The sequence below is a fragment of the Candidatus Zixiibacteriota bacterium genome (assembly GCA_040756055.1).
Classification (GTDB): Bacteria; Zixibacteria; MSB-5A5; order GN15; family FEB-12.
In genome coordinates this window covers 21,220-42,022 of sequence record JBFLZR010000007.1, presented here as the reverse complement: position 1 = coordinate 42,022, position 20,803 = coordinate 21,220, and the positions used below count along the sequence as shown (strand labels likewise).

The window sequence follows — 20,803 nt, the reverse complement described above, 5'->3', positions numbered from 1 at the left end:
ATGAAGCGTGCCAGGGTAAAAAAGGTGCTGCTCGTTCTGCTGATTGTCGTCGCAGGCTACATTTGGTGGGGTAACTTTCAAATGATGGCCTCTTCAAGCAACACCTCCTACTCGCCACCGGATATTCTCGAAAATCCCCGGCCGGTGTCAGCGGCGGCAAGTCGTATCGAATACGAAGAACCCAGGATAAATCCCTTCAAGCGGGAAATCGCTCAGGTTCAGCCTGAGAAGCCTCAACTCTCCAGGAATCGGACAGCCTCGCCTGTTCAGTCTATCACCCCCAGCATGGGGAGCGTTCTCAAGGGGTTGATTGTGGAACAACAAACGCCGCAAGCTGTCGTAAAAATCAATGATGGGACATCGAAAGTGCTCTCAATCGGCGACAGCCTCCATTCATGGGAACTCGTCAAAATCGGAGACCGGCAGATAATCTTTCGGAGAGAAAAGGCTCGAGATACTCTATGGCTCGAAGGTACAAAGCCCTGAGGCGTGTTAACAGCCAGCGGGGATCAATCCTCGTAACCGTCCTGGGTGTTCTCGCGGTGCTGCTGACCGTATTTCTGGCGGCGATGACGTTCAGCTTAACCCGATATGGCCACTACAAAAAGCAGCAGAGCCGGCTGGTTGCAGCCCATCTATCGGACGCTGGTGTCGCTCGTTCGTTGAGCGATCTTCACAACGGCGACCAATCCGTTGTTATCGACAACATTCTGGCTCCCAACGGGGGATCATTCAGAACAACCACAATGGCATGGGGACCGTTTATATTGGTGACATCAGATGGAACCTATGCCAACCAGACAGTAACAACCTCCTCCCTCATTGGATCCTCCCTCCCCCCCCTTTGTTCCGCCGCAATATCTGTTGGCAACGAGAATTATCCCTTTACGGTAGCTGGTCACACGAGAATCATTGGCGATATTAATACCGGTGACCTGGGCGTTGCCATGGGGAGGATAAAGGGTGAAGGGGTCACGTCAGACGACTATCACACCGGCAATGTTGTCGTTTCAGCCAACATAAATATTCCGCCGCTTGACACCACCGTTCTGAACCAGTATCTCAGCGAGATGCACACCCGCAGGGTCAACACGGCTTCCGTCATGGAGGGGTCGGTGTTGCTGCGAGTCGCGGATTCCAGGACCGTCTCGCAGGATGAATCAATATATATTGAAAACAATCTCGAACTAAATGGTTGGGATGCCAACGTAGCATCCGGCATAGCGTCGCTATTCGTTAGCGGCTTTGTCGAAATCCGCGGCGACACTAAAATCAGCGGGCTGATGGAGATCGTCGCCGACGGCTCAATATATGTCAGAGACTCCGCGGTGCTCGACAATGTGCTTCTCTACGCTCGTGACTCGATAGTTTTCTCGGGGGATGCCATGTTTTCCGGTGTGGCCATGGCCCATAGAAGCATCGCAGTTACAGGCCAAGCTTCATCGGCCTACCCATCATCGTTAGTATTGCTGGCCAACGACACCGATCCGGAAAGCAAGGGCGGTGTATTCTTGACGAGCAGGGGCCGCATGGAATCAGTAAGCTTTCTGTCGATCGCGAATAATGATGTTGATCGAAAGAATTACACCCTCTTTCTTGATTCCTCCGCCATCTTTATCGGCATCCTCTGGTCGGAGGGACTGGCCGATATCGGCGGATATGTGTATGGATCCATAGTTGCAGAACAGTTCCTTTACGAGTTGCCGCCAACCACCTATGTAAACTGGGTCAGAGACCTTTATGTTAACAGAAACGCTCTACTCTATTCCCCGGTGCTGCCGGTGCTTACCGGAGACGAATCGCAACGACCTTATAGAATACTCAGACAGGACAAATTAAACTGATGCCTAACGTCCTCAACAACGACAAGGGATTCTCTATCATAGAGGTGCTGATCGGCGCCACCGTGTTCATGCTCGGATTCGGCGTGCTCGTGTTGATGTTGAACAATGTCTTCCTAAAATTCTCCGTCCGAGAACTGGAACTGGCCAACAACCTCGGACAACAACTGATGACAGAAACACTCGTGGCTGGCGACACCACCTCACTGGACACGACTATAGAGTACTCCGGCCTCAGGATGGTGGTCGTGCGAGACGTCAGCACCGACAACGACCGCTTGAGTGTGGACCTGGCAATATCCCGTGAATCATCGGGGAAGGAACTGATACACTTATACAATGAAATATTCATACCTGACAAATAACCGCGGCGTGACGCTGGTGGAACTGATAGTAGCGCTGGCGCTGTCGTCGATGCTGCTGATATTCGTGGTGTCGGGCAGTCTGTTTGTGCAGGATTTCCTGAAAGAGCGAAAAAGCCGCGACAATCTGTTCGAGGAACTCGCCTTCGTCAGCGGCGAGATAGCGACCTGTGTTTCCTCGAGCAGATTCGTGAGCCCGTACGCCGACAGCCTGATGTGTATCTCAAGCCTCAACGAGGCAACAACATACGCGTGGCACGACGGGCAGGTTTTCGAAAACGACCGGGCTTTGTTGCGATCCGGAGTACACCTCGACACTATGGCGATCATGAGGTTGGATTTGCCAAAATACGCTGATAGCACTATATTAAACAAGGAACAGCAAGGCATACCTCTGGGGCTGTATGAAATATACCTTGTGGCTTCCGATGAAAGGAACCTTACCGATTCAATACGGAGGGTAGTAAAGAATGAATACATTGTCATCAAGTACCTGCAGAAATAAGACGCGTCTTCTCTCCAACAGGGGTTTTTCCCTCATAGAGCTGCTGATTGTTCTGGTCATTATCGCTATCATTGCCGGGTTGGCCATACCGCGCTACATGAGCTCAACTGTCAAGGCCAAGCAGGTCGAGGCCAAAGAGCTTCTGCACCAGATATATCTCATGGAGCGGTCGTTCCGGCAAAACTATGATCGCTATTGGATTCCCGATGCCGGGTTTGTGGCAAGCAAGGACAACCCTTATGCCTTTGACAGCATCGGCGTGGAGATCATGAAGTCAGCCCGGTACACCTATGTTATCACCGGGGATCTCGATCATTTTGTGGCTACGGCTACGGCGGAGCGTCTCGATGATGACCCTGCCATCGACAAGTGGCAGATCGACGAGACCGGCGAGCTCAGGGCAATCATCGACGACTCGATGATGCGATAGGAGTGCGCTTTTACTTTGTTGTCACATCCCGGCAATACCGGAATCGGCAGCCCTTGTGCTGTGTCCTAATCATACATGAGACGAGAGATAGCAGGGTGGCTGCATCAAATCATACATCGATTTACTCATTTCGTTGCCCTCCCGATAGAGTCGCAGTTGGACTTGCGTTATAGTCCAGCCAGAAATACCCTCTGCTCGGGACAAACGCTGGTTACGCAACCCACCTGCACATACTTGCCGTCGGTGCCCCACAGTAATATACTGCCCAAATGTATCACCAGCCAAGCGCTGGCAGCCAAAAGTTAGGCTTGCATTCTTCCCCACTCGTTACCTCGATTGCGCGCCATTACACAGCTTCTTCCTTTGACTTCCGGAACCCATAGCAGTATCTTGATTGTGATTACTAACAATTTCCGGGAGGTCAATCACCACGGCCCCTAGCCGGTGCTTTATTTGTGATCCAGCCGACAAAGCTTGCTGAAAAACACAGGGAGGCATTGAGTGCATAGAACATTATCGGTAATTCTATCTATATCCATTCTGCTCGTAACGGGGAATGCTTCCGCGGAGCCTTATTTCGAAACTCGGAATGATTACCTGATCAACGGCGACCCAAAAGCGCTGGCGTCATGCGACCTCGATGGCGATGGTGATCTGGATTTTGCCGTCGGGGCTGACACATGGACCTCTGGTAATGTCGCTATTTTCCTAAACGATGGAGAAGGAATGTTTGAAGAGTCTGGGTACTACTTTACTGGTTTGGGGCAGACGTCGATATGTGCTGGAGATCTTGATGGTGATGGTGATGCAGATTTGATTGTGACGTGCTCGGCCTCTGACTGGCTTTCAGTCCTCATAAATAATGGCGACGGAACATTCGCGGACGCAATCCGCGATTCGATCGGCCATGCTCCCTTCCAGAGTTGCGTATCCGACATAGACAGCGACGGGGATCTTGATATCGTTACGGCAGTATGGGGTTTGGATGCAGTATCAATCTTGATTAACGAGGATGGTTCCTTCTCTGAGCCAATATACTACTTGGTGGGAAGAGGGCCGTCTGCCATCACAGTTTCAGATTTCGATGGTGACGGCGACGACGATCTCGCAGTTGTGAATGGCTATTCGGAGACCGTCTCCTTACTGACAAACAACGGTGACGGAATTTTTTCGGAGCCGGTAGATTACCCCGTTGGCACATCACCCACAGCAATTGTTGCGGCCGACCTTGATGGTGACGATGATGCCGATCTTGCTATCCTGAATGGCAGCTACTCCAGCGTTACAATCTACAAGAATGTCGATGGGTATTTCGTTGAACGGGTGGATTGGGGGTGGGGCGGATACGGACCGCATTCGCTCTATGCTGGCGATGTCGACGGTGACCGGGATCTGGACCTGGCAATAACGAACGGATTGCATGAGTATGTCACTATCCTATTAAATACCGGCACCGGCTCCTTTAGCGATCTAAGCCACATATTGGTTCCGACAATTCCTACAAACGCCGTGTTAGCAGATATCTCCGGTGATGGAGCACTTGATCTCATTGCCATCGCCACACACCTGAGCGTTTTTACAAACCTGGGCGATGGTTCCTTTGTACTTCCAGACAATTTTTTGGTCGGGAATTACCCCGTAGCGCTTTCTACGGCGGATCTCGACGGCGACGGATACGAGGATATAGCGACTGTTAACCACGATTCCGATGATATTTCAATTATTTTCAACAATAGCGAAGGTGGCTTTGGAGAACCCATAAGTCTTCCCGCCGGAGACGCCCCCAATACACTCACGATCGGGGACCTGGATGGTGACGGCGACCATGATATTGTTGTAGCCAATTATACTGTAGGTGAGTTGTACGTATATCTGAACGCAGGTGGAGGAACGTTTTCTGATGCCTCCGTTTACGCTACTTGCGGATATCCCAGCTCGGGAGCCTATCCTGATAAGGTCCGTACTCAAGATATTGACGGGGATAGTGATGAAGACATAATCGTGGTTTGTAGCGCCATGGACAGTATCATGATCTTCAGAAATGACGGAAATGCGGACTTTTCGGAACCGGAAAAATGGGCAGCAGGCGATTCGCCGAATTGCGTTGTACCGGGTGACTATGATTGCGATGGAGATTGCGATCTCTACGTGGTCAATCACTGTTACTCATATTTATCTAAGTACAACGTAACACTGCTCTTGAATTCAGGAGATGGTACATTTGAGATTGGAGGGAGTTTCCCTGGAGGTTACTATCCAACCAATGCCGTCAGTGGTGACTTCGATGAAGACGGCGACCTCGACCTGGCAGTGCTCGATACCGATGAATATGACATTCTTATTCTGGCAAACGATGGCTCGGGAGCGCTATCACATGAAGCTACTTATCGTGGCGGCATGCTTCCCCTGGGGGCGGTTGCGCGCGATCTAGACGGGGATGGCCACTGCGATTTAGCAGTATCAAACAAGCATACGGATAACATTTCGATATTTCGCAACAGAGGCGATGGGGTTTTTGAAGATGCTGAGAACTATGGCACCGGATACTCCCCCAGGGGGCTGGGCGCGGCAGATTTTGACAACGACGGTGACATTGACCTCGTAACGGCGAGTTATGCCAGCGACAGTGTAAATGTCCTGTTCAACTGCCGAAATACCTGGTCTCTTCTCTCGCCTAATATTTTCTCCCTCCCTCCATTAGCGGCCACCGGGGGACTTCTTTACGAATATGATGTGGAGGTCAGCGGGAACCCGGCCCCCACTTTTCTTTTGGCGTTAAGCCCGGAAGGCATGACGATTAATCCCGTCTCGGGACTGATCCAATGGACTCCTGCCCAGACCGGTCAATTCGAAGTGAACGTCGTTTCGGCAAACGGTGTTGCCCCCGACGCCGTACAGCAGTTCACGGTTGATGTTCGTCGACTTGTGGCCGGGGACTTTGTTCTTTGGCAGAACTATCCGAATCCATTCAATCCGGCCACTACGATAGAATTCTACCTGCCGACAAGTTGCGAAATCAGTCTGAACATCTACAACATTCTGGGGCAGAAAGTGGCCGACCTGGCAGACGGTGTCTGGCTCGCTGGAATGCACAGCGTCATCTGGAATAGTGAGGGAACGGCCTCAGGAGTCTACTTCTTCAGGCTCCGGGCAGGTGATTTCTCAGAATCCAGAAAGATGCTGTTGCTCCGGTAGCTTATCTTCGTCGACTTTATGCCCGGTCAACGTTGGAACCTGCTCCTCTCTGTGGCAAGGCTGGCACCTGCATACTGTAGCGCATAAAGCGGAACGAGGCTCACTCGACAAGTGAGCCTCGTAGATTACTATGCTCGGATAATGCCTCTCGAAACCCACCCAAAGTGCGGGCTATTTGGCTCGGACTAGGTAATTAGCGAATATAGCCATTCCAATAGGTAAAGGACTCCGAACACTGCTTCAATGGCAAATGGTAGCAACATGGCACCGACCGGCGCACTAAGATTGCGGTGTTTGTCCTCGCCGTATCGGAGTACCCAGTAAGGAGTGCGGACTATGCCCCGGTTTGCCGCTATCCTCCCAAACCAGCAAGTGAGTACCAGAATAGAGGTAATCGACAGGATCACAAGAATAGTCCTTACAACCACAAACTCGAGAATGGGAGCAATAATCGCCGGTAAACCCACCGAAATTCGAAACAGCAGGTAGATACTCCCACTCATGCTTACCCAGAGGTAGAACCCATAAGGACGAGGGTAAACGCCGCCGCGGGCCGCCAACCATTCTTCGTCAGCTTTCCTCTGGTCCTCAGGTCTTACAAAAAACGGGAAAATCATAATTCAACAGAACTCCTATAGCTTGACCAGGCAATCACCACGAGACAACTTTGACCCAAACATAAGCGCCCTCGGAATATCCAAAGCTTGCCTGTACACCAAACACCGGTCCTGATGTACCGGGGAAAAAGCCGCGATCGCTCTGGTAGTAAGGAATATCGTACCTGACGTTGCCAATCGCAGCGCCCTTCATGAAAACCCCGACACCAACATCACCAAACTGCGCTTTCGGAGATGTATTTCTAACAGTCACTCCACCTGGTATAGTTTCACCGCCGGGCCCGATACCGAAGTAGAACCCAAGTCCTCCTTCCAACCGGACGTATATTCCATCACTACAGACCAACGCGGCGCCACCACCGCCTGCCTGAGCGTAAGCAGAAAATCCGACCCCGAAGCATCCGCAGTTTCCGCTTGCACCCTCTATCAGCACATCCCCATAAAGCGGTTGATCAGGCGCATAGCCAAGAGCCTCCTTCCCACTGGTTCCTTCAACATTTCCTCTTCTTGGTGGTAAGTCGTCATTGGGGGAATTAGGATTAATAACCGGTGCAGCATCCGCAAGTCTGTTTGCGAGATAACGTTGATACTCTTTTCCCGCCATATATCCCGTATAGGCACCCTGCAACGCAGACCAACCCCAATTACTAAAGAAACTGGTCCTGGGATTGCCGTCCATTGAATTTCCGATACCTCCCCCAATAACGCTCGATGCCGCTCCCCGCACAGTATAACCGAAAGTGCTGGTCCAGCCAATTTGGCCTGATGCCCATCCCAAACCAGCGCCTATGGTTCCGCTAATGGCTCCCTGGACTCCACCAAGGGCAGCCGCCCCGAACGCACCTCCAATGCTACCATTCATATAAGGATTGTGAGTCGCTTCGGCGTAGTATGCTCCAGCACCGGAAAAAGCTGCCATGCCCACGCTGAACAAAAACGGGGTGGTTAGGAAAAACAGATTCCCGTCCGGGTCGCGGCCCAGAATCGGATTGTTCCCGCCATACAAATAGCCGCCGGCAAACTGGCTGGCCTTGTCAATACTGGAGAACATCCCAATCCGCGCGTCATAGTAACGAGCACCGAAATAGTGGAACTTGAAATCACCATCGTCATCCTGCTCCTTGCCGGTAAACGTGTAAGGCGTGTTGAAACTCCCCCAACTCTGATGGATCTGCCCAAATGGATGATAATTATTGTATTGAGCCACCTGCGGAGTAATCCCACCGCCCGGCGAGTGCATTATTACTCTCGGCGAGCCGATCTGATCAGTCAGGAAATAGTAAAGCTGGGCATCGTCGTTTTCGTGGTAGGTGGCGATCATGCCCTCAGGGCCGTTGACGAACATATCGATGACGTTATCGTTTTCATCGAATGTAGCCACCAGCACCCCGTTATCATAGAGGTAGCGGGTGATGTAAACATCTGACACGATACATTCATCACTGACCGGTTTGGCGGTCAGTACCGGCTCCTGACCGGTTGCAGTCAACGTAGATTTGACACCGGCAACCTGTCCAGCCTCCACCTAGTGATGTTTTGCTGGGCTGAATTCAATAGATCCTCAACGCCGATTTTTGACATTTTTGTAAGCCAGATTTCATAACCGCCTGTTTCCTGCTCTAATATGTCTGTCGGTAACTCCTCAAGTTTGGATCTTGCAAAATCGAACCACTTGCCCTCAGCGTCTTGATCACCTAACAGCTTGGCGAAATGTATAATCGCTTTGCATTGAATGAAGCAATTGCTACCTTTCATATAATCCTCTTCCAAAAAAAGCGCGACACCGCTTAGTATATCGCCCACAGACACATCGTCTACCAGACTGATTGTTGACTGCCTCCGGAGCAACTCCGCCGTTTCAGCATACAGCTTTTCGTGTTTGTCGAATGGGATCTGAACCTGAACATTATTTCGGCTGCGGACGAACTGAAAAATGACATTTCGCGGATTCTTGTAATCCGCATCCATTAGATTGACCAGTATGAACTCCGGTCTGTATGTAGTTGAGAAGGGCCTGAAGAACTCTACACCAATGAGAACCGGTCCGACTCTTCTGACGATCTTAGAATTGCCGTGTTCCGAGAGTCGAGGGAAAATCTTCAGCCAATCCTTTACTACTGAGGCAAGATGTCCTGTATTTCTAGTACCCATTGTAGACTCCTGTTCAATAGGTGTATTTCGGTGTCTCTATAGAAAAACCAGGAAACGCTCCGTGATATTTCGCTAATTGTTTGGATGACATATATGCCGCATCACCGAATTTCACCGTTCAATTAGCCTTATAAGAAATTCGATGAAGTCGTCTGCAATCTTCTGTCCGGAATAGTGCTCATATACGGGGAATTCGCCATTTTGATCCGGCTGACTGACATCGAAATAGTAAACCGCTTCATCAGTCTCACAAATAACTAGCTGATCTTTTGAAAACCAATTCTTTTCGGAGTTTATTCTGTGCATTCGAACGATATCACAACCTACGACTTCGTCAGACTCCTGTTCGTAGATACTGAAGATCTCATCGCCAAATACCGTTCCACCACCGTAGTTCTGTAGCCACCAAACATAGGAAGGCGGCAACTTTATTCCTAATTGGTTTTCCGTATTCCGTACTAAGTCATCCGAAGCCCCCTGACCATACTGACCGAATTCAACATTGTCAGACGTCTCAATAAGTCGGGCCAGTCTACGTTTTCTCTCCGCCACCGTTTGCCTCCTTTGTATCATCAGTATAAATTTGCCCGGTGCTTCCAATATTCAGAGCGCCACAATTGAAAACCTGTCCTATTTAGTCCAGAAGCCGATCCGCCAAAATTGATGTGAATAGTCCGGTAGTATCCCTGATGAAAAGTTTGCGTCACCTCAGCAATGGCACCGGTATTTGTTTGAGTTAAATGATGCAAACAAATGGGCTTCCCGTCAATTCCTATCGGAGCCCTTCCGAATGACATTCGTTCCAAATTTGTTCCAACTATCTCGTGACCTCCGACCTTCCAAGTAGTTGAAGCTAGTGGGTCAAATAGGTCACTTCGCTGATAGACCTTTACACCCTGAAAGCTACTTCGTGTCCAAGAAGAGGAACGCGGCATGATTCCGATTTCGGCTGAGCTTGCACTACCCAACGAATAAGCTGCAAGGCCGATTTCCGGCGAGTAATAACCCAAGGTATGGCCGAACGCGTAAGGACCGGAACTCATGTGTCGCCAGGTCTCGCCGGGCCAAGTTCGAAGCCCTCTAGCCAAATTCACCGCATGTTCCGTCAGGCTCACCTCGAAGGTATTCCTATAGACATCTCCAATATCCGTGTCAATCAGATCTTCCCCGCGGTGCATTGCGCCGTCCCCAAATCCCACGGCTCCTTGTGCCACGGGCCGGACAAAGTAATCATGAACGGAATTTGGAATTACCGCAAGAGCGTCCGCCACATGGTGACTCGTAGGCATCTCGATGTTCCCTAGATCTGCTTCGAATATGCCCGAGTTCATTAGGTGTCCATTCGCGGCGTTTAATCCCGCATTCAGAGAGGCCTTCCCGAACTCACCCGTCTCCATCGCGGACTGAAGATATGTTCCGCCAAATTGGACAACCGCTTTAGCTAATTCCCACCAAGCAATACCGAAATTCCCATCCGGATCAATCACCAATATCGGATTATTCCCCCCATACAAATACCCGCCGGCGAATTGGCTGGCTTTGTCAATGCTGGAGAACATCCCAATCCGCGCGTCATAGTAACGAGCACCGAAATAGTGGAACTTGAAATCACCATCGTCATCCTGCTCCTTGCCGGTAAACGTGTAAGGCGTGTTGAAACTCCCCCAACTCTGATGGATCTGCCCAAATGGATGATAATTATTGTATTGAGCCACCTGCGGAGTAATCCCACCGCCCGGCGAGTGCATTATTACTCTCGGCGAGCCGATCTGATCAGTCAGGAAATAGTAAAGCTGGGCATCGTCGTTTTCGTGGTAGGTGGCGATCATGCCCTCAGGGCCGTTGACGAACATATCGATGACGTTATCGTTTTCATCGAATGTAGCCACCAGCACCCCGTTATCATACAGGTAGCGGGTGACATAGGCATCGTACAAGATACAGGTGTCTCCGCCCCCCGAGCTGGAAGCCAGTATCGCGACCTGATCGTCCACAATGATGCTCAGGTCGTCGGGAAGTTCAATTGTCCCCAGTTCAGTCACATTGTCGGGTGTCGGATTGGGTGGTCCGGGTGGATTCGGGTCGTCTTCACACTCACCGAGATAGAAACGGATGTAGGTCTTTTCGACCCGCTGGCCCGTCTGGTCGTACTTCATGCGGACAATATCCTGCCGATCCGGATATACCTCCGAACTCATTTTGACCTCATTCATCAGATTGCGGTAGTCATAGGTCATGCTGAACAGATCGCGGGAGTAGTCGGCCACAAGGTTGCCGAGGATATCATACTGCAGAGTGTCGTTACCCATACCGGTGAACCAACGAAGCTTCGACGACCCCTGGGAGTCGTAGTAGTCGTAAGTGATGGTGTCACTGCCGGCTACGAGACTTGTTCTGTTGCCGATGCGGTTGTAGGTATAGTGACGGCTGCGAGCAGGATCCTGTTGATGGACGGCATCGGTCAACCAGCCGAGGTCGTTGTAGGTGTAGCTGTAATCGTTGTCTATAACAGTACCATCGCCGGAATTCGAGGCATAAAGATTCTTCACGCGACCGTTGAAGTACCCGTTGTCATCGGCGGTATAGTCCAGAGTGAGGCCAAAGTGATCGTTGGTATCGCCTCCACCGGTCAGTGACGGTACCACACCCGATGGACTGTTTATTCCCGTGAGCATCCCCCGTGGGTCGTAGGTGTAATTCACCTTCTGAGCGAATTCTGATAGCCAACTGCCGCCCGATTTCCACCCCGACCAACCGTAGATGGTGGAGTCTCGGCCGTTGAGGCCGTTATAGTAAAGCGCATGAAGCAGTTGCTCTGTGGAGGTCGATGGATTCGCCAGGATTGAAATGTTACCGCCTTTGTCGTAGCTATAGTTGATCTGCCGAGCGTCGGTGTCGTCAGGCCAGTGCGGGTACACTGTTAATTTCTTCAGAGAGCCGTCAAAGTTGTAGTCATGCCGAATCGCCTTGAGAGTATGACCACCGACCGGCATTTTGACCAGCGTGATATCGTAATAGTCCTCGGGGTAGTAATAGAACTCTCTGTAGTACTTATAATCTCCGAAACCGTTGTCCTCTACCCGAACCAGCTTGCCGGGAGCCACAATAACGCTGTCGCCTTTGTCGTAGTAATCATAGTACCAGCGGTATTGCACATCGGGATCGTATGTGCTGGTGTCCGGGAATGATTCTATCCGGGCGTTGGCCTCTTTAAAGTATAACGCGGCCGACCCCATGATACCTTCTTCTATCTTGCGCCCCTGCTGATCGTATTTGAAATAGACAAACTTGTTCTCTGCCAACCGCTTGTCATTTTGCATGAAACGAAGATTGCCGCTTAGATCGTAGAGCATTCTTATTGTGCCGTAGTCGACTTTCCAGGTACTGGTTACCATGCCCCGGTCGTTATAAGTCGTGCGCCTTAGAGGGATCGGGGCAGTTCCGGCTAAAGTGTCCAAATAGACGGCGGTATCGCGTCCGAGCCTGTCTTTGTAGGTGGTCGTGACAATCGTATCTCCATCGATGACACCATACGACCGTTCATAGGTACCCCAGTGATCGGCCGTAGCCATTAATTCCACACCATCCTGATCGATCGTCTTGCTGATATACTCCTTTTTCGCCACATCGGTAAGCTGCTGGTGCTTTACGGGCCTGCCGGACCCGATGAACCAATCTTCACCCGGCGCGCCGGCACTGTCCAGCTTTGAGTTGACCTCTTTGGAGTAAGCATACTCGGAGAACGGGTATCCGCCGCAATCCACACCGGGACCATCGGCGTCATAATAGGCCAGGACCTTGGCGGCAACATCACCCGCGTCAAAGTCTCTAACCCAATTAGTTGTCGTCGTATCGACAGCCCAGTATGTCCAGGTGGAGTCGATAGCGGCAATCCAGACGGCTGACTTGCAGTAGCTCGACGGAGGAGTGGAGTACTTGCACCATCCGTAGCTGTTGTCGAGGATGATCATGACCGTATCCCCCTCCTCAATCAGGAACGATCCCGTATCAGACAGGTATATCTGTTCGCAACCGTCGGCGGCCCGAAGCAGATTGGGCAGCGCCAGATATGCTACCGAGTTACCATTGAGAAGTATCTCGCAATATTCCTGCTCATAGTTGGTCTCCATATACAGTTCCCACCAGAAACGTCCCTGGCGCCCGTCGAGACACAGGGTATCATTCGCTTCCGGATCTTTCTCGCAACAACATCCGGTGGTGCGATCAAAACTGCTGGTGCCAATGTAGTAAACCAGAGTATCCACGTCCAAGAACGCCAGATTGCCATAGTCCGAATTGGTGTAGTAATCATTCCACAAAATTGGGTCGTATGCGACCTGGAGATACGCTGTGGAATCCAAATCCATGGTATAATTCTCCAGGAACGGCTTGTACTCTTTGGTGGCTCGGCCATGGCTGTCGTATTCCGATGTGGAGACAATCACTTCCGAAGCGCCGTTTGGATTTTCTGACCTAGTCTGCAGAACCCGGCCGAGTCCGTCATAGTACGTTACGGAGTTTAGTGGCTGTGAGTTAGCCGAATATGATGTTGTTCTTACATGGTAAGGATTGTCTGCTGTGAACTGGCTGGCTCCCTTGTAGTATGTGTGGCTCAGAATCTCGTCTTTGTGATCATAGACGGCAATTGGCCGGAGGAAAGCATCATACTCATATTTCATCGGGAAATTGTCCTGTCCGGATTCAGAAGTAACCACACCGGAAACCGGGTCGTAGGTCTTGGTTGACACTACCGCATCGAGCGGATGGAACCGGAAATCATCGAAGATGGCATATGAAACTCCCGGAATGGCAGTCTCATTATCTCTCAATACCAGCTCCGCCGAAATGTTGTCCAGTCCGGCCAGATCGGACCCCGTAATGTGGTATACGGCCTCAATTTTCTGCCATTCGTTGGGAACGAGGTCTGTGAATGAGATATTCTTGCTGTAGTCATTGAGCCAGAGGTATACACTCACGTCGTGATCGGTTTTGACCCAGCAGGACATGTAGTAGACACTGTCTGTGAGGTCATCCACCGAAATAGCACGACTCGGTCCCCAGTTGTTGGCGCTGCTGTTGGCATCATCAACTATCTTTAGAGCACGCGTTCCGGTAAACACATCGTCCGTCACAAGAGAGATATTGCTGTACTCATACCGCTCATACCAACCATCCCATCCTTCGCTTTGCTCAAAATCCTGAACCAGAAAGTCACTCAGATAGCAGTTCTGACCGGTAGCTACGATTTGGTTCCCCTTCGCATTGTACTTAACGCACGAAGTATCACCATCAGCACCTATACTCGATATCCGATTACCCCACTGGTCAAAGCTTTGACCATCGGGAAGAGTCTTGAAAGTGCTTACAGAGTCCTCAAACGGATTTAAGTGCCCGAAAGTGTAAGTCTCAACGGGAATCCAGCTACCTATCAGCTCAAGTGAATCTCCGGCAAACGCTAATACGGAGTCAGTCGCGCCAGCTTCATAGAGACTGAGTTTTTTGCTCACCGGGGTCAGGGCGTTGTAAATTTCTCGCAGGTCCGCGCTATCCATACGTTCGCGGAATGCATACACAACAGAATCCACCAGATACTCGTTTTCCCCTGCCAATTTCGTCCTCGTTGAAACGACCTGGTTGCTGTAATCGTCGTAATTATAAATGACTTCCGTCTCAAGGCTGTCTTTTCTGGCGACAGATTTGTCTATGCGTGTACGGTAGACACCACTAATGTTATCGGGGGTGTATGCCAATGAATGAAACACACGGGTCCAATCCACAGTATCACTCGGGTTGGTTGAGTATGAATAGCTGTAGTACTCCTGACCATCAAGCTGGTAACCACCGTTGGCAATACCGCCATATTTAGCGGCGGATTTGAGATCAACTTCTGTGTTCGGATCGGCATCGAAGACAGACTGAAACTGTTCATCACCCCTATCCATATCGTTATAGAAGTAGTGCCGGGTGTAGCCATCGGGAGCATCACCCGCGAAATAAGGTGTGGAAACCTCAGCTCTGGCGAATCGCGGCGTCGTGGTGGAGGGATCGGAAATTCCGCCGAAATAGCTGAAGGATTGTATTGTCGCATCAGAGCCTTCGTTTGGATAGAGAGAAATTGAGGATATGACGCGATGGACAGGGGGGCCGCTCCAACGTAGCCCCGTTTGGGATGGCTGAACATGAAAGCAGAAGCTGCTGGACCAGAAGATGGGATACAATAAACCCTGCTGTATATGGTAGTCGATCGCAAAAGTCCGCCCTTTACCGCCCTGGCAGTGGTGCTCAGCGCTCTCCACGAACATATCCAGCGGTAGGCTGGAATAATCCACCAGGGTATATGGCCCAGTATAGTCACCCTGCCGTGAATCGTACCAATACATGAAGCTTTTCTTCTGTGAGCGAAACAATATTGCCTCGTCGGTTGCTGTAAAACCCTTCGCGGCTTCGTCGCATACAACGGTAAACTGCTCCGTGGCCCAGGATCCGTTTCCTTCGAACCTTCGCGAGATGATATTGAAAGGACCGCCATCCTGTCCCACCGGTGGGCCTAATGCGCAACCGTCGCCAAACATATAGAGTCGCTTTTCTGGAGGGACGTCTCCCTCAATGTATAGTATCGACGGTCCGAAGCGCAGCCCATTCCACGGTGCGACTACCACCGGTCCGCCACCACCATACCAGCGAACCTTTAGTCCAAGCGAGTGTGGGGTACCGTGGATTTCTCCGACGTATGCCTCGGCTTCATCCCACAACTCCCAAACAAATTCAGACGTTCTTTGCACACTGTCAAGTTGATATGTATTTAAACGATAGTGCTTCCCATCTCCTGCGCTAACGCATGCTGCTACTCCATTGGGTAGAGCGAACACATTATGCGGAATTAGCCAATCGCTTACCCGCTTTTCAGGTTGCCAGGTCCAGTCACCTGATTCAGGATCCCAATGCCAAATCCAAACACCGTTAACCGAACTATAATAATTGTAGTACAACGCCCCAATCATATCCCCTGGCCCCATAGCGACTACACTTCCCGTGTTTAAGCTGTGCCAAGCGTGGTCAAATGGTCCGCGTTTTTTGATCGTAGATGAAATCGGGTCGTACTTGCCGAGTACATATCCTACGCGGGAATTGTCCTCATCGTATGAGTTCTGCTTCCAATAAGAGATAACATAGCAATCCACACCCAATTCAACTTTGCCCAAGTTCCAGTCCGTGCCCAAGTTCCATTCCCCGTCATCCAGGACTTTTTCCCCGTGCCATTCGGATCCATCCCAACGGTAGAAATACCCGCGTGCGATCTGACGGCACGAACCTATTTCATCATACCCACTATAGTCGTAGGTTCCTGTCGCCGCAACGAAGCAATCTTTTCCCGCATAGAGATAAACATTGCAGTCACGCGAGATCTCGTCCTGCAGGGTATCGACGTCCCAGTAACCGCCCATCCAGCGCCTGACAATCAACTCATTGCCTGACGGATACACCATCCACCCATCTGGAGAAATCGCTGTATTGTCGTCGAGGGCGCAATTCTCCATCAATGTATCGATTCTCCAGTAACCATCCCAGACCCCCAGTTCGAGATGTCCATTTCTCTGCCTGTGCGTAAAGATGTTTCCTACAACGTTGGTGTACGCATTTGTACTCGGCACCATATCGGATAATTGTATGTCCAACGACGAGACTATTTGGTCAGCCGTGGTTTGTTGATATTGAAGTTCCTTCACAGCCCCGCTGGGATAGGTAATTTTGGTCATATTGCCGTAATCGGGATCGTATTCGAAATGGCATGAAGGGATCCACGCGTAGTTGAACCAGCCATCACCGTTGTGCCCGGTGATGTCCCTCGGTTCGATGCTGTTCAATACCAATTTCTTAAACGAGCTTCCCTTCGCGTCATTCAAATATCCATAGTGCAGAATCAAGTACGAGATGAATTGCCCCGAGGGATTCTTCTGGAATATTCTAACGGGAAACTTGCTGCTGTAGAACTCGTAAATGTTAACGCCATAGAACGGCTGATAGTCTTCTCGAGTGCCATATTCGATTTCTATCCTATTGCTGTCGGCCGTTTCAATGGTCTTGAGATATGAATACCGCGTGTACGCGTTATCAGAGTCGGTTATATCATCGCCGGTGGCATTTCGCACCTTCAGGTATCCCGGCTCATGGATGTAGGTGAATTTGATCCAGTTGAGGTTCTGGGCATCCTGAATTCGGGCCAGGTCCCACTGGAAAGGATAAGGGATATCGCCGGTGGTAACGCCGCTGCCGACAAAGTTGCCATAGCGCAATACATTGCGAGTGGCGTTCCACGAGGAGTAATCCGTACTAAAATCACCATATTTGTATACAGTACCGTCCTGCTTTATAACGGTCCAGCCGATAACGCATGTTTTGCCGCCAACGAGGTCGGTGGACGGGTATATCACCCACGGCTCGCCGTTTTCAAGTATATAACGGCTGCTGTCGGGGTTGGCCTTGATCATCCTGACGGCAGCTGTGCCGAGTATGAACACGTATTCGTCGTCGCGGATATCCGCTGTACCCATGTGATTACATTTGATTGACTCAAGACCAAGGTCAAAGCCGAGCCCCCATGGAGAAGCCTGCGCTTTGCGGTTTTCCTCCAACATTACGTGGCTGACATTTCCATTGTAGTCCAAAGACAGCGATACGCCTAAACCGCCACGGCCGGGGATAGAAACAAGCGGGAATGACTCTTGGTGTTGGCCGGTGTATAAATTGACGGAGCTGGAAAGGGATCCAGTGTTGGATGGATCGGTGAAAGCCGTTATCGATGATCCCGCGCTGTAGGAACCAGGCGTGACACTATTAGTTAAGGTGTTGTATTCGTCGTCATCGCCTCCGCTGGCTGTGAAGGGCAGACAAAGACAGAAGACTACCAAAGCCAAGCTGAGCCTTTTTAGAGAAACTGGCATAAGACCTCCCCTATGGGTTTCATGAGTATTTTGTAGGGTTGTGTGTGACCGTACGAAAGTTAGCCAAAAGTAGTCACTCTTGTCAATGATTTTTTGCGGGTGATTTTTTCTTGCTCCACCCGGGATAAAATCTCCATCGACCTGGTGATCCGTGACCTGACAGGGGGCGGGCAAGAGTCGCTTCTGGTTCAGGACCAGGACGCTGTAGGAGAGGGTCTGAAAGGCCTTGAGGGAACATGCCGAGATTACTACCAGTCCGGAGTCAGTTTTTTAGAATTCGCACAGTGTGCCTATTCTGAGCACCTTACGCGGAAACCTATTGGACAGGCGAAGTTACTTTCCAACCTACTTTCGAACTGCACCATCAAGGGGCTATCCCTATATCCCATATACAAAAAGCCCTTCAACTATCTCGTTGAAGAGCCAAAAGCCGAACTATGGCGGAGGAGGTAGGATTCGAACCCACGGTACCATACGGTACAACGGTTTTCAAGACCGCCGCTTTCGACCACTCAGCCACTCCTCCGATCGGTTGGTCGAAGATTACGGGCAGATCGGCATCTTACCCGGGCACAGCGATGCCGTGCCTAATAACAAGACATCGGCGGTTTCTGTCAACAGAAAAGGGAAAACCAACAGGTTTTCCCTTTTAAATATATCTCACAATGCCGGCAGTCATGGCTTAAATGCCATGAGAATTCCCAACGGCTCAAGGACAATTGTTCCGCCGTACCAGCATTCCTCCCAGAATTTCCATCGGGTTGTCGAGTTTTCGAACACAACGAGCATGCTGTCAGGATAGAAGATTTCTGTGACTGTCCAATTATCGTTGAACGAGAGCGTTGTATCGCCACTACAACTGACACCCAGATTCCCGGAGCTTTTCAGGGTACCGTTGGTTGGACAGTCGCCGTGAAACAGACCACCCAAATGCACCTGAATATCCCGCGCGGTGGTGGAAACGTCAACATTGTATCCGCAGGAATCAGCGTCAACGAGATACTTTGTGAACTCAAGGTCCTGACGACCTTCAATGGTCACGTCCCCCATATTAATAAAGTCACCAGTAACTGTAATGAGTTGCCCCAGGTTGACGTTTCTCGCAGTCGCGGTCGAAGATGAGGTCAACCTGATTCCATTCTTCATCCCCGTCAAAAGAGAGGTATCCGGCCACTGCACCGGAGTCGCGCTCTGCAAAAACTGAATCGAATCCTCCAGCGAGTATGACTGTATGTCGACAATCTCCTGGGCATAATCCCGAATCGTGTCGATCCGGCAAACGCAGAGATACCAATACTGACTGCTGTTATGGTACTCGAGGAGATAGCTATCACTGGCTGTGTGGACGGTGATCCATCTATCCGATATAATCAGGGCACCGGAATCAACTGTAACCATATCAATCAGAGCATCGACCCAGTAGAGCGTCGAACTTGTATATATAGAAGCTTGCCTATATGCGTCGAGGGCCGCCTGAAATTCGGGATCGCTGAAATCGCCATCTTCTTTGACAATCGGATTCAAGGATGCGTCGTCATCGCCGCACCCTACCGCTAACGAAAGGGCCAGGCCTATTATTACCGCCAGTAAGATAAGTCTTTTCATGAGATTACATCCTCCCTTAACTGTTGATTTGGGATGTCTCGGCTGCGGATTTGATTCTGCGGCTTTCGAGTCCCTATTTTATTCATTGACCAGTTACTGCGTTATTAAACTGAATTACAGGAAACAGGCGGTTTCTGTCAACAGAAAAGGGAAAACCATGAGGTTTTCCCTTTTTTCAGACAATTTACCCGGCCAAACTATGGTTTGATAGCAGCCATTATATCGGCCAGAGGTTTGGTTGTTATACCGCTTTCACAGTAATCCGTAAATGTCCAACGAGTAGTGGTGTTCTCGAACACAACCACCGAGCTGTCGCCGTAGAAAGTCTCCGTGACAACCCAGTTGTCGTTGAACGACCAAGCTGAATCGCCGCTGCAATTGATGCCGATGATACCGGCGTTGGTCAAACTACCCGCCGACGGACAGCCGCCTTCCTCCAACACGGTGAGATTGCCTTCGATACTGCTGGCGGTTGTGGTCATATCAAGCGTGAGAGTACAGGTATCATCGCTCTCATCGTAGATAGCCATATCAAACGATCGGCTTCCCGTCAGGGTAACATCACCTCGCATAACAATATCGCCTGTCAGGGTAAGAAATTGCCCGGCCGTCAGGTCTCCCTCACCCGAATCCAGCGTAAGGGCGACCCCGTTTTTTATGGCGGTCAAGAGAGTCGAGTCGGGCCATTGCACCGGAGTTGTCCCGTGCAAAAACTGGATCGAATCCTCAAGCAAAAAGGTCACTATATCTTCGACAACCTGGCCCTGACCGAAGATGGTGTCAACGGCGCTGGCGTAGAAATACCAGTAGTTGCTGGTCGAGTGGTAAGTGCCATAGACAGAGTCGCTGGTGGCAGTGATCACGATGGGCTTACCCGAAGCGCTCAGGAGAGCCGAGTCCTCGAAAACCGTGTCTATCAGAATATCAATCCAGCCAAGCATCATGTCCGACATACTCCCTGCCGTGTAATATGCCTCGAGGGCGGCCAGGAACTCCGGATCATTCAGTTCGCCATCATCCTTGACGATCGGGGTTGTCGGGGTATCGTCATCATCGCCGCATCCGACAACTACCGACAGCGCCAATCCGATAATCACGGCGAATAAAATCAATTTTCTCATCACAATTCCTCCTCTGAATTGAAAAGTGTTAATT

The 20,803-nt window shown here is 50.6% G+C and carries 13 protein-coding genes and 1 tRNA gene; 6 read left to right on the top strand and 8 right to left on the bottom strand.

Features of this window, described 5'->3' with window-relative positions; all coding sequences use genetic code 11:
* The 6 genes from AB1483_12425 (at position 1) to AB1483_12400 (ending at position 6,333) form a co-directional block, all read left to right on the top strand.
* The gene (locus AB1483_12425; protein ID MEW6413256.1) at positions 1-486 is read left to right on the top strand and encodes a hypothetical protein; all 486 of its coding nucleotides are present in this window, start codon (positions 1-3) and stop codon (positions 484-486) included.
* Positions 462-1,844 carry a hypothetical protein gene (locus AB1483_12420; protein MEW6413255.1) on the top strand — a complete coding sequence of 461 codons (1,383 nt, stop codon included), beginning with the start codon at positions 462-464 and terminating at the stop codon, positions 1,842-1,844. Before AB1483_12425 ends, AB1483_12420 begins: the two co-directional genes overlap by 25 nt.
* Positions 1,844-2,206: a prepilin-type N-terminal cleavage/methylation domain-containing protein gene (locus tag AB1483_12415; GenBank protein ID MEW6413254.1), complete on the top strand. Its 363-nt coding sequence runs from the start codon at positions 1,844-1,846 to the stop codon at positions 2,204-2,206. Before AB1483_12420 ends, AB1483_12415 begins: the two co-directional genes overlap by 1 nt.
* Positions 2,181-2,708, top strand: coding sequence for a prepilin-type N-terminal cleavage/methylation domain-containing protein (locus AB1483_12410; GenBank protein MEW6413253.1), 528 nt, complete (start codon positions 2,181-2,183; stop codon positions 2,706-2,708). Before AB1483_12415 ends, AB1483_12410 begins: the two co-directional genes overlap by 26 nt.
* Positions 2,674-3,138, top strand: coding sequence for a prepilin-type N-terminal cleavage/methylation domain-containing protein (locus AB1483_12405; GenBank protein ID MEW6413252.1), 465 nt, complete (start codon positions 2,674-2,676; stop codon positions 3,136-3,138). Before AB1483_12410 ends, AB1483_12405 begins: the two co-directional genes overlap by 35 nt.
* A 501-nt stretch (positions 3,139-3,639) precedes the next feature.
* Entirely contained in the window at positions 3,640-6,333 is a 2,694-nt protein-coding gene (locus tag AB1483_12400) for a T9SS type A sorting domain-containing protein (GenBank protein ID MEW6413251.1), read from the top strand.
* Positions 6,334-6,518: 185 nt separating this feature from the next.
* On the opposite strand, the gene AB1483_12395 is transcribed toward AB1483_12400, so the two are convergent.
* From AB1483_12395 to AB1483_12360, 8 genes are all read right to left on the bottom strand, one after another.
* Positions 6,519-6,950, bottom strand: a complete 432-nt coding sequence (locus AB1483_12395; protein MEW6413250.1) for a hypothetical protein — start codon at positions 6,948-6,950, stop codon at positions 6,519-6,521.
* Between the two features lie 34 nt (positions 6,951-6,984).
* Entirely contained in the window at positions 6,985-8,439 is a 1,455-nt protein-coding gene (locus AB1483_12390; GenBank protein ID MEW6413249.1) for an RHS repeat-associated core domain-containing protein, read from the bottom strand.
* On the bottom strand, positions 8,436-9,101 hold the full coding sequence (locus tag AB1483_12385; protein ID MEW6413248.1) for a hypothetical protein: 666 nt from the start codon (positions 9,099-9,101) through the stop codon (positions 8,436-8,438). The genes AB1483_12390 and AB1483_12385 overlap by 4 nt, the downstream gene beginning before the upstream one ends.
* Positions 9,102-9,212: 111 nt before the next feature.
* Positions 9,213-9,653 carry an SMI1/KNR4 family protein gene (locus AB1483_12380; GenBank protein MEW6413247.1) on the bottom strand — a complete coding sequence of 147 codons (441 nt, stop codon included), beginning with the start codon at positions 9,651-9,653 and terminating at the stop codon, positions 9,213-9,215.
* 20 nt (positions 9,654-9,673) lie between these two features.
* Complete coding sequence (locus tag AB1483_12375) at positions 9,674-18,043, bottom strand: HNH/ENDO VII family nuclease (protein ID MEW6413246.1); 8,370 nt, start codon at positions 18,041-18,043, stop codon at positions 9,674-9,676.
* Between the two features lie 438 nt (positions 18,044-18,481).
* Positions 18,482-18,569, bottom strand: a tRNA-Ser gene (locus AB1483_12370).
* 149 nt (positions 18,570-18,718) lie between these two features.
* Positions 18,719-19,648 (bottom strand): hypothetical protein, encoded by a 930-nt coding sequence (locus AB1483_12365; protein MEW6413245.1) that lies wholly within the window; start codon positions 19,646-19,648, stop codon positions 18,719-18,721.
* Positions 19,649-19,845: 197 nt separating this feature from the next.
* Entirely contained in the window at positions 19,846-20,769 is a 924-nt protein-coding gene (locus AB1483_12360) for a hypothetical protein (GenBank protein ID MEW6413244.1), read from the bottom strand.
* Positions 20,770-20,803 lie beyond the last annotated feature (34 nt).

Excerpts from the sequence above, each read along its gene's own strand:
- AB1483_12425 (MEW6413256.1), top strand. The coding sequence starts at position 1 with ATGAAGCGTGCCAGGGTAAAAAAGGTGCTGCTCGTTCTGCTGATTGTC.
- AB1483_12420 (MEW6413255.1), top strand. The coding sequence starts at position 462 with ATGGCTCGAAGGTACAAAGCCCTGAGGCGTGTTAACAGCCAGCGGGGA.
- AB1483_12415 (MEW6413254.1), top strand. The coding sequence starts at position 1,844 with ATGCCTAACGTCCTCAACAACGACAAGGGATTCTCTATCATAGAGGTG.
- AB1483_12410 (MEW6413253.1), top strand. The coding sequence starts at position 2,181 with ATGAAATATTCATACCTGACAAATAACCGCGGCGTGACGCTGGTGGAA.
- AB1483_12405 (MEW6413252.1), top strand. The coding sequence starts at position 2,674 with ATGAATACATTGTCATCAAGTACCTGCAGAAATAAGACGCGTCTTCTC.
- AB1483_12395 (MEW6413250.1), bottom strand. The coding sequence starts at position 6,950 with ATGATTTTCCCGTTTTTTGTAAGACCTGAGGACCAGAGGAAAGCTGAC.
- AB1483_12385 (MEW6413248.1), bottom strand. The coding sequence starts at position 9,101 with ATGGGTACTAGAAATACAGGACATCTTGCCTCAGTAGTAAAGGATTGG.
- AB1483_12375 (MEW6413246.1), bottom strand. The coding sequence starts at position 18,043 with ATGCCAGTTTCTCTAAAAAGGCTCAGCTTGGCTTTGGTAGTCTTCTGT.
- AB1483_12365 (MEW6413245.1), bottom strand. The coding sequence starts at position 19,648 with ATGAAAAGACTTATCTTACTGGCGGTAATAATAGGCCTGGCCCTTTCG.
- AB1483_12360 (MEW6413244.1), bottom strand. The coding sequence starts at position 20,769 with ATGAGAAAATTGATTTTATTCGCCGTGATTATCGGATTGGCGCTGTCG.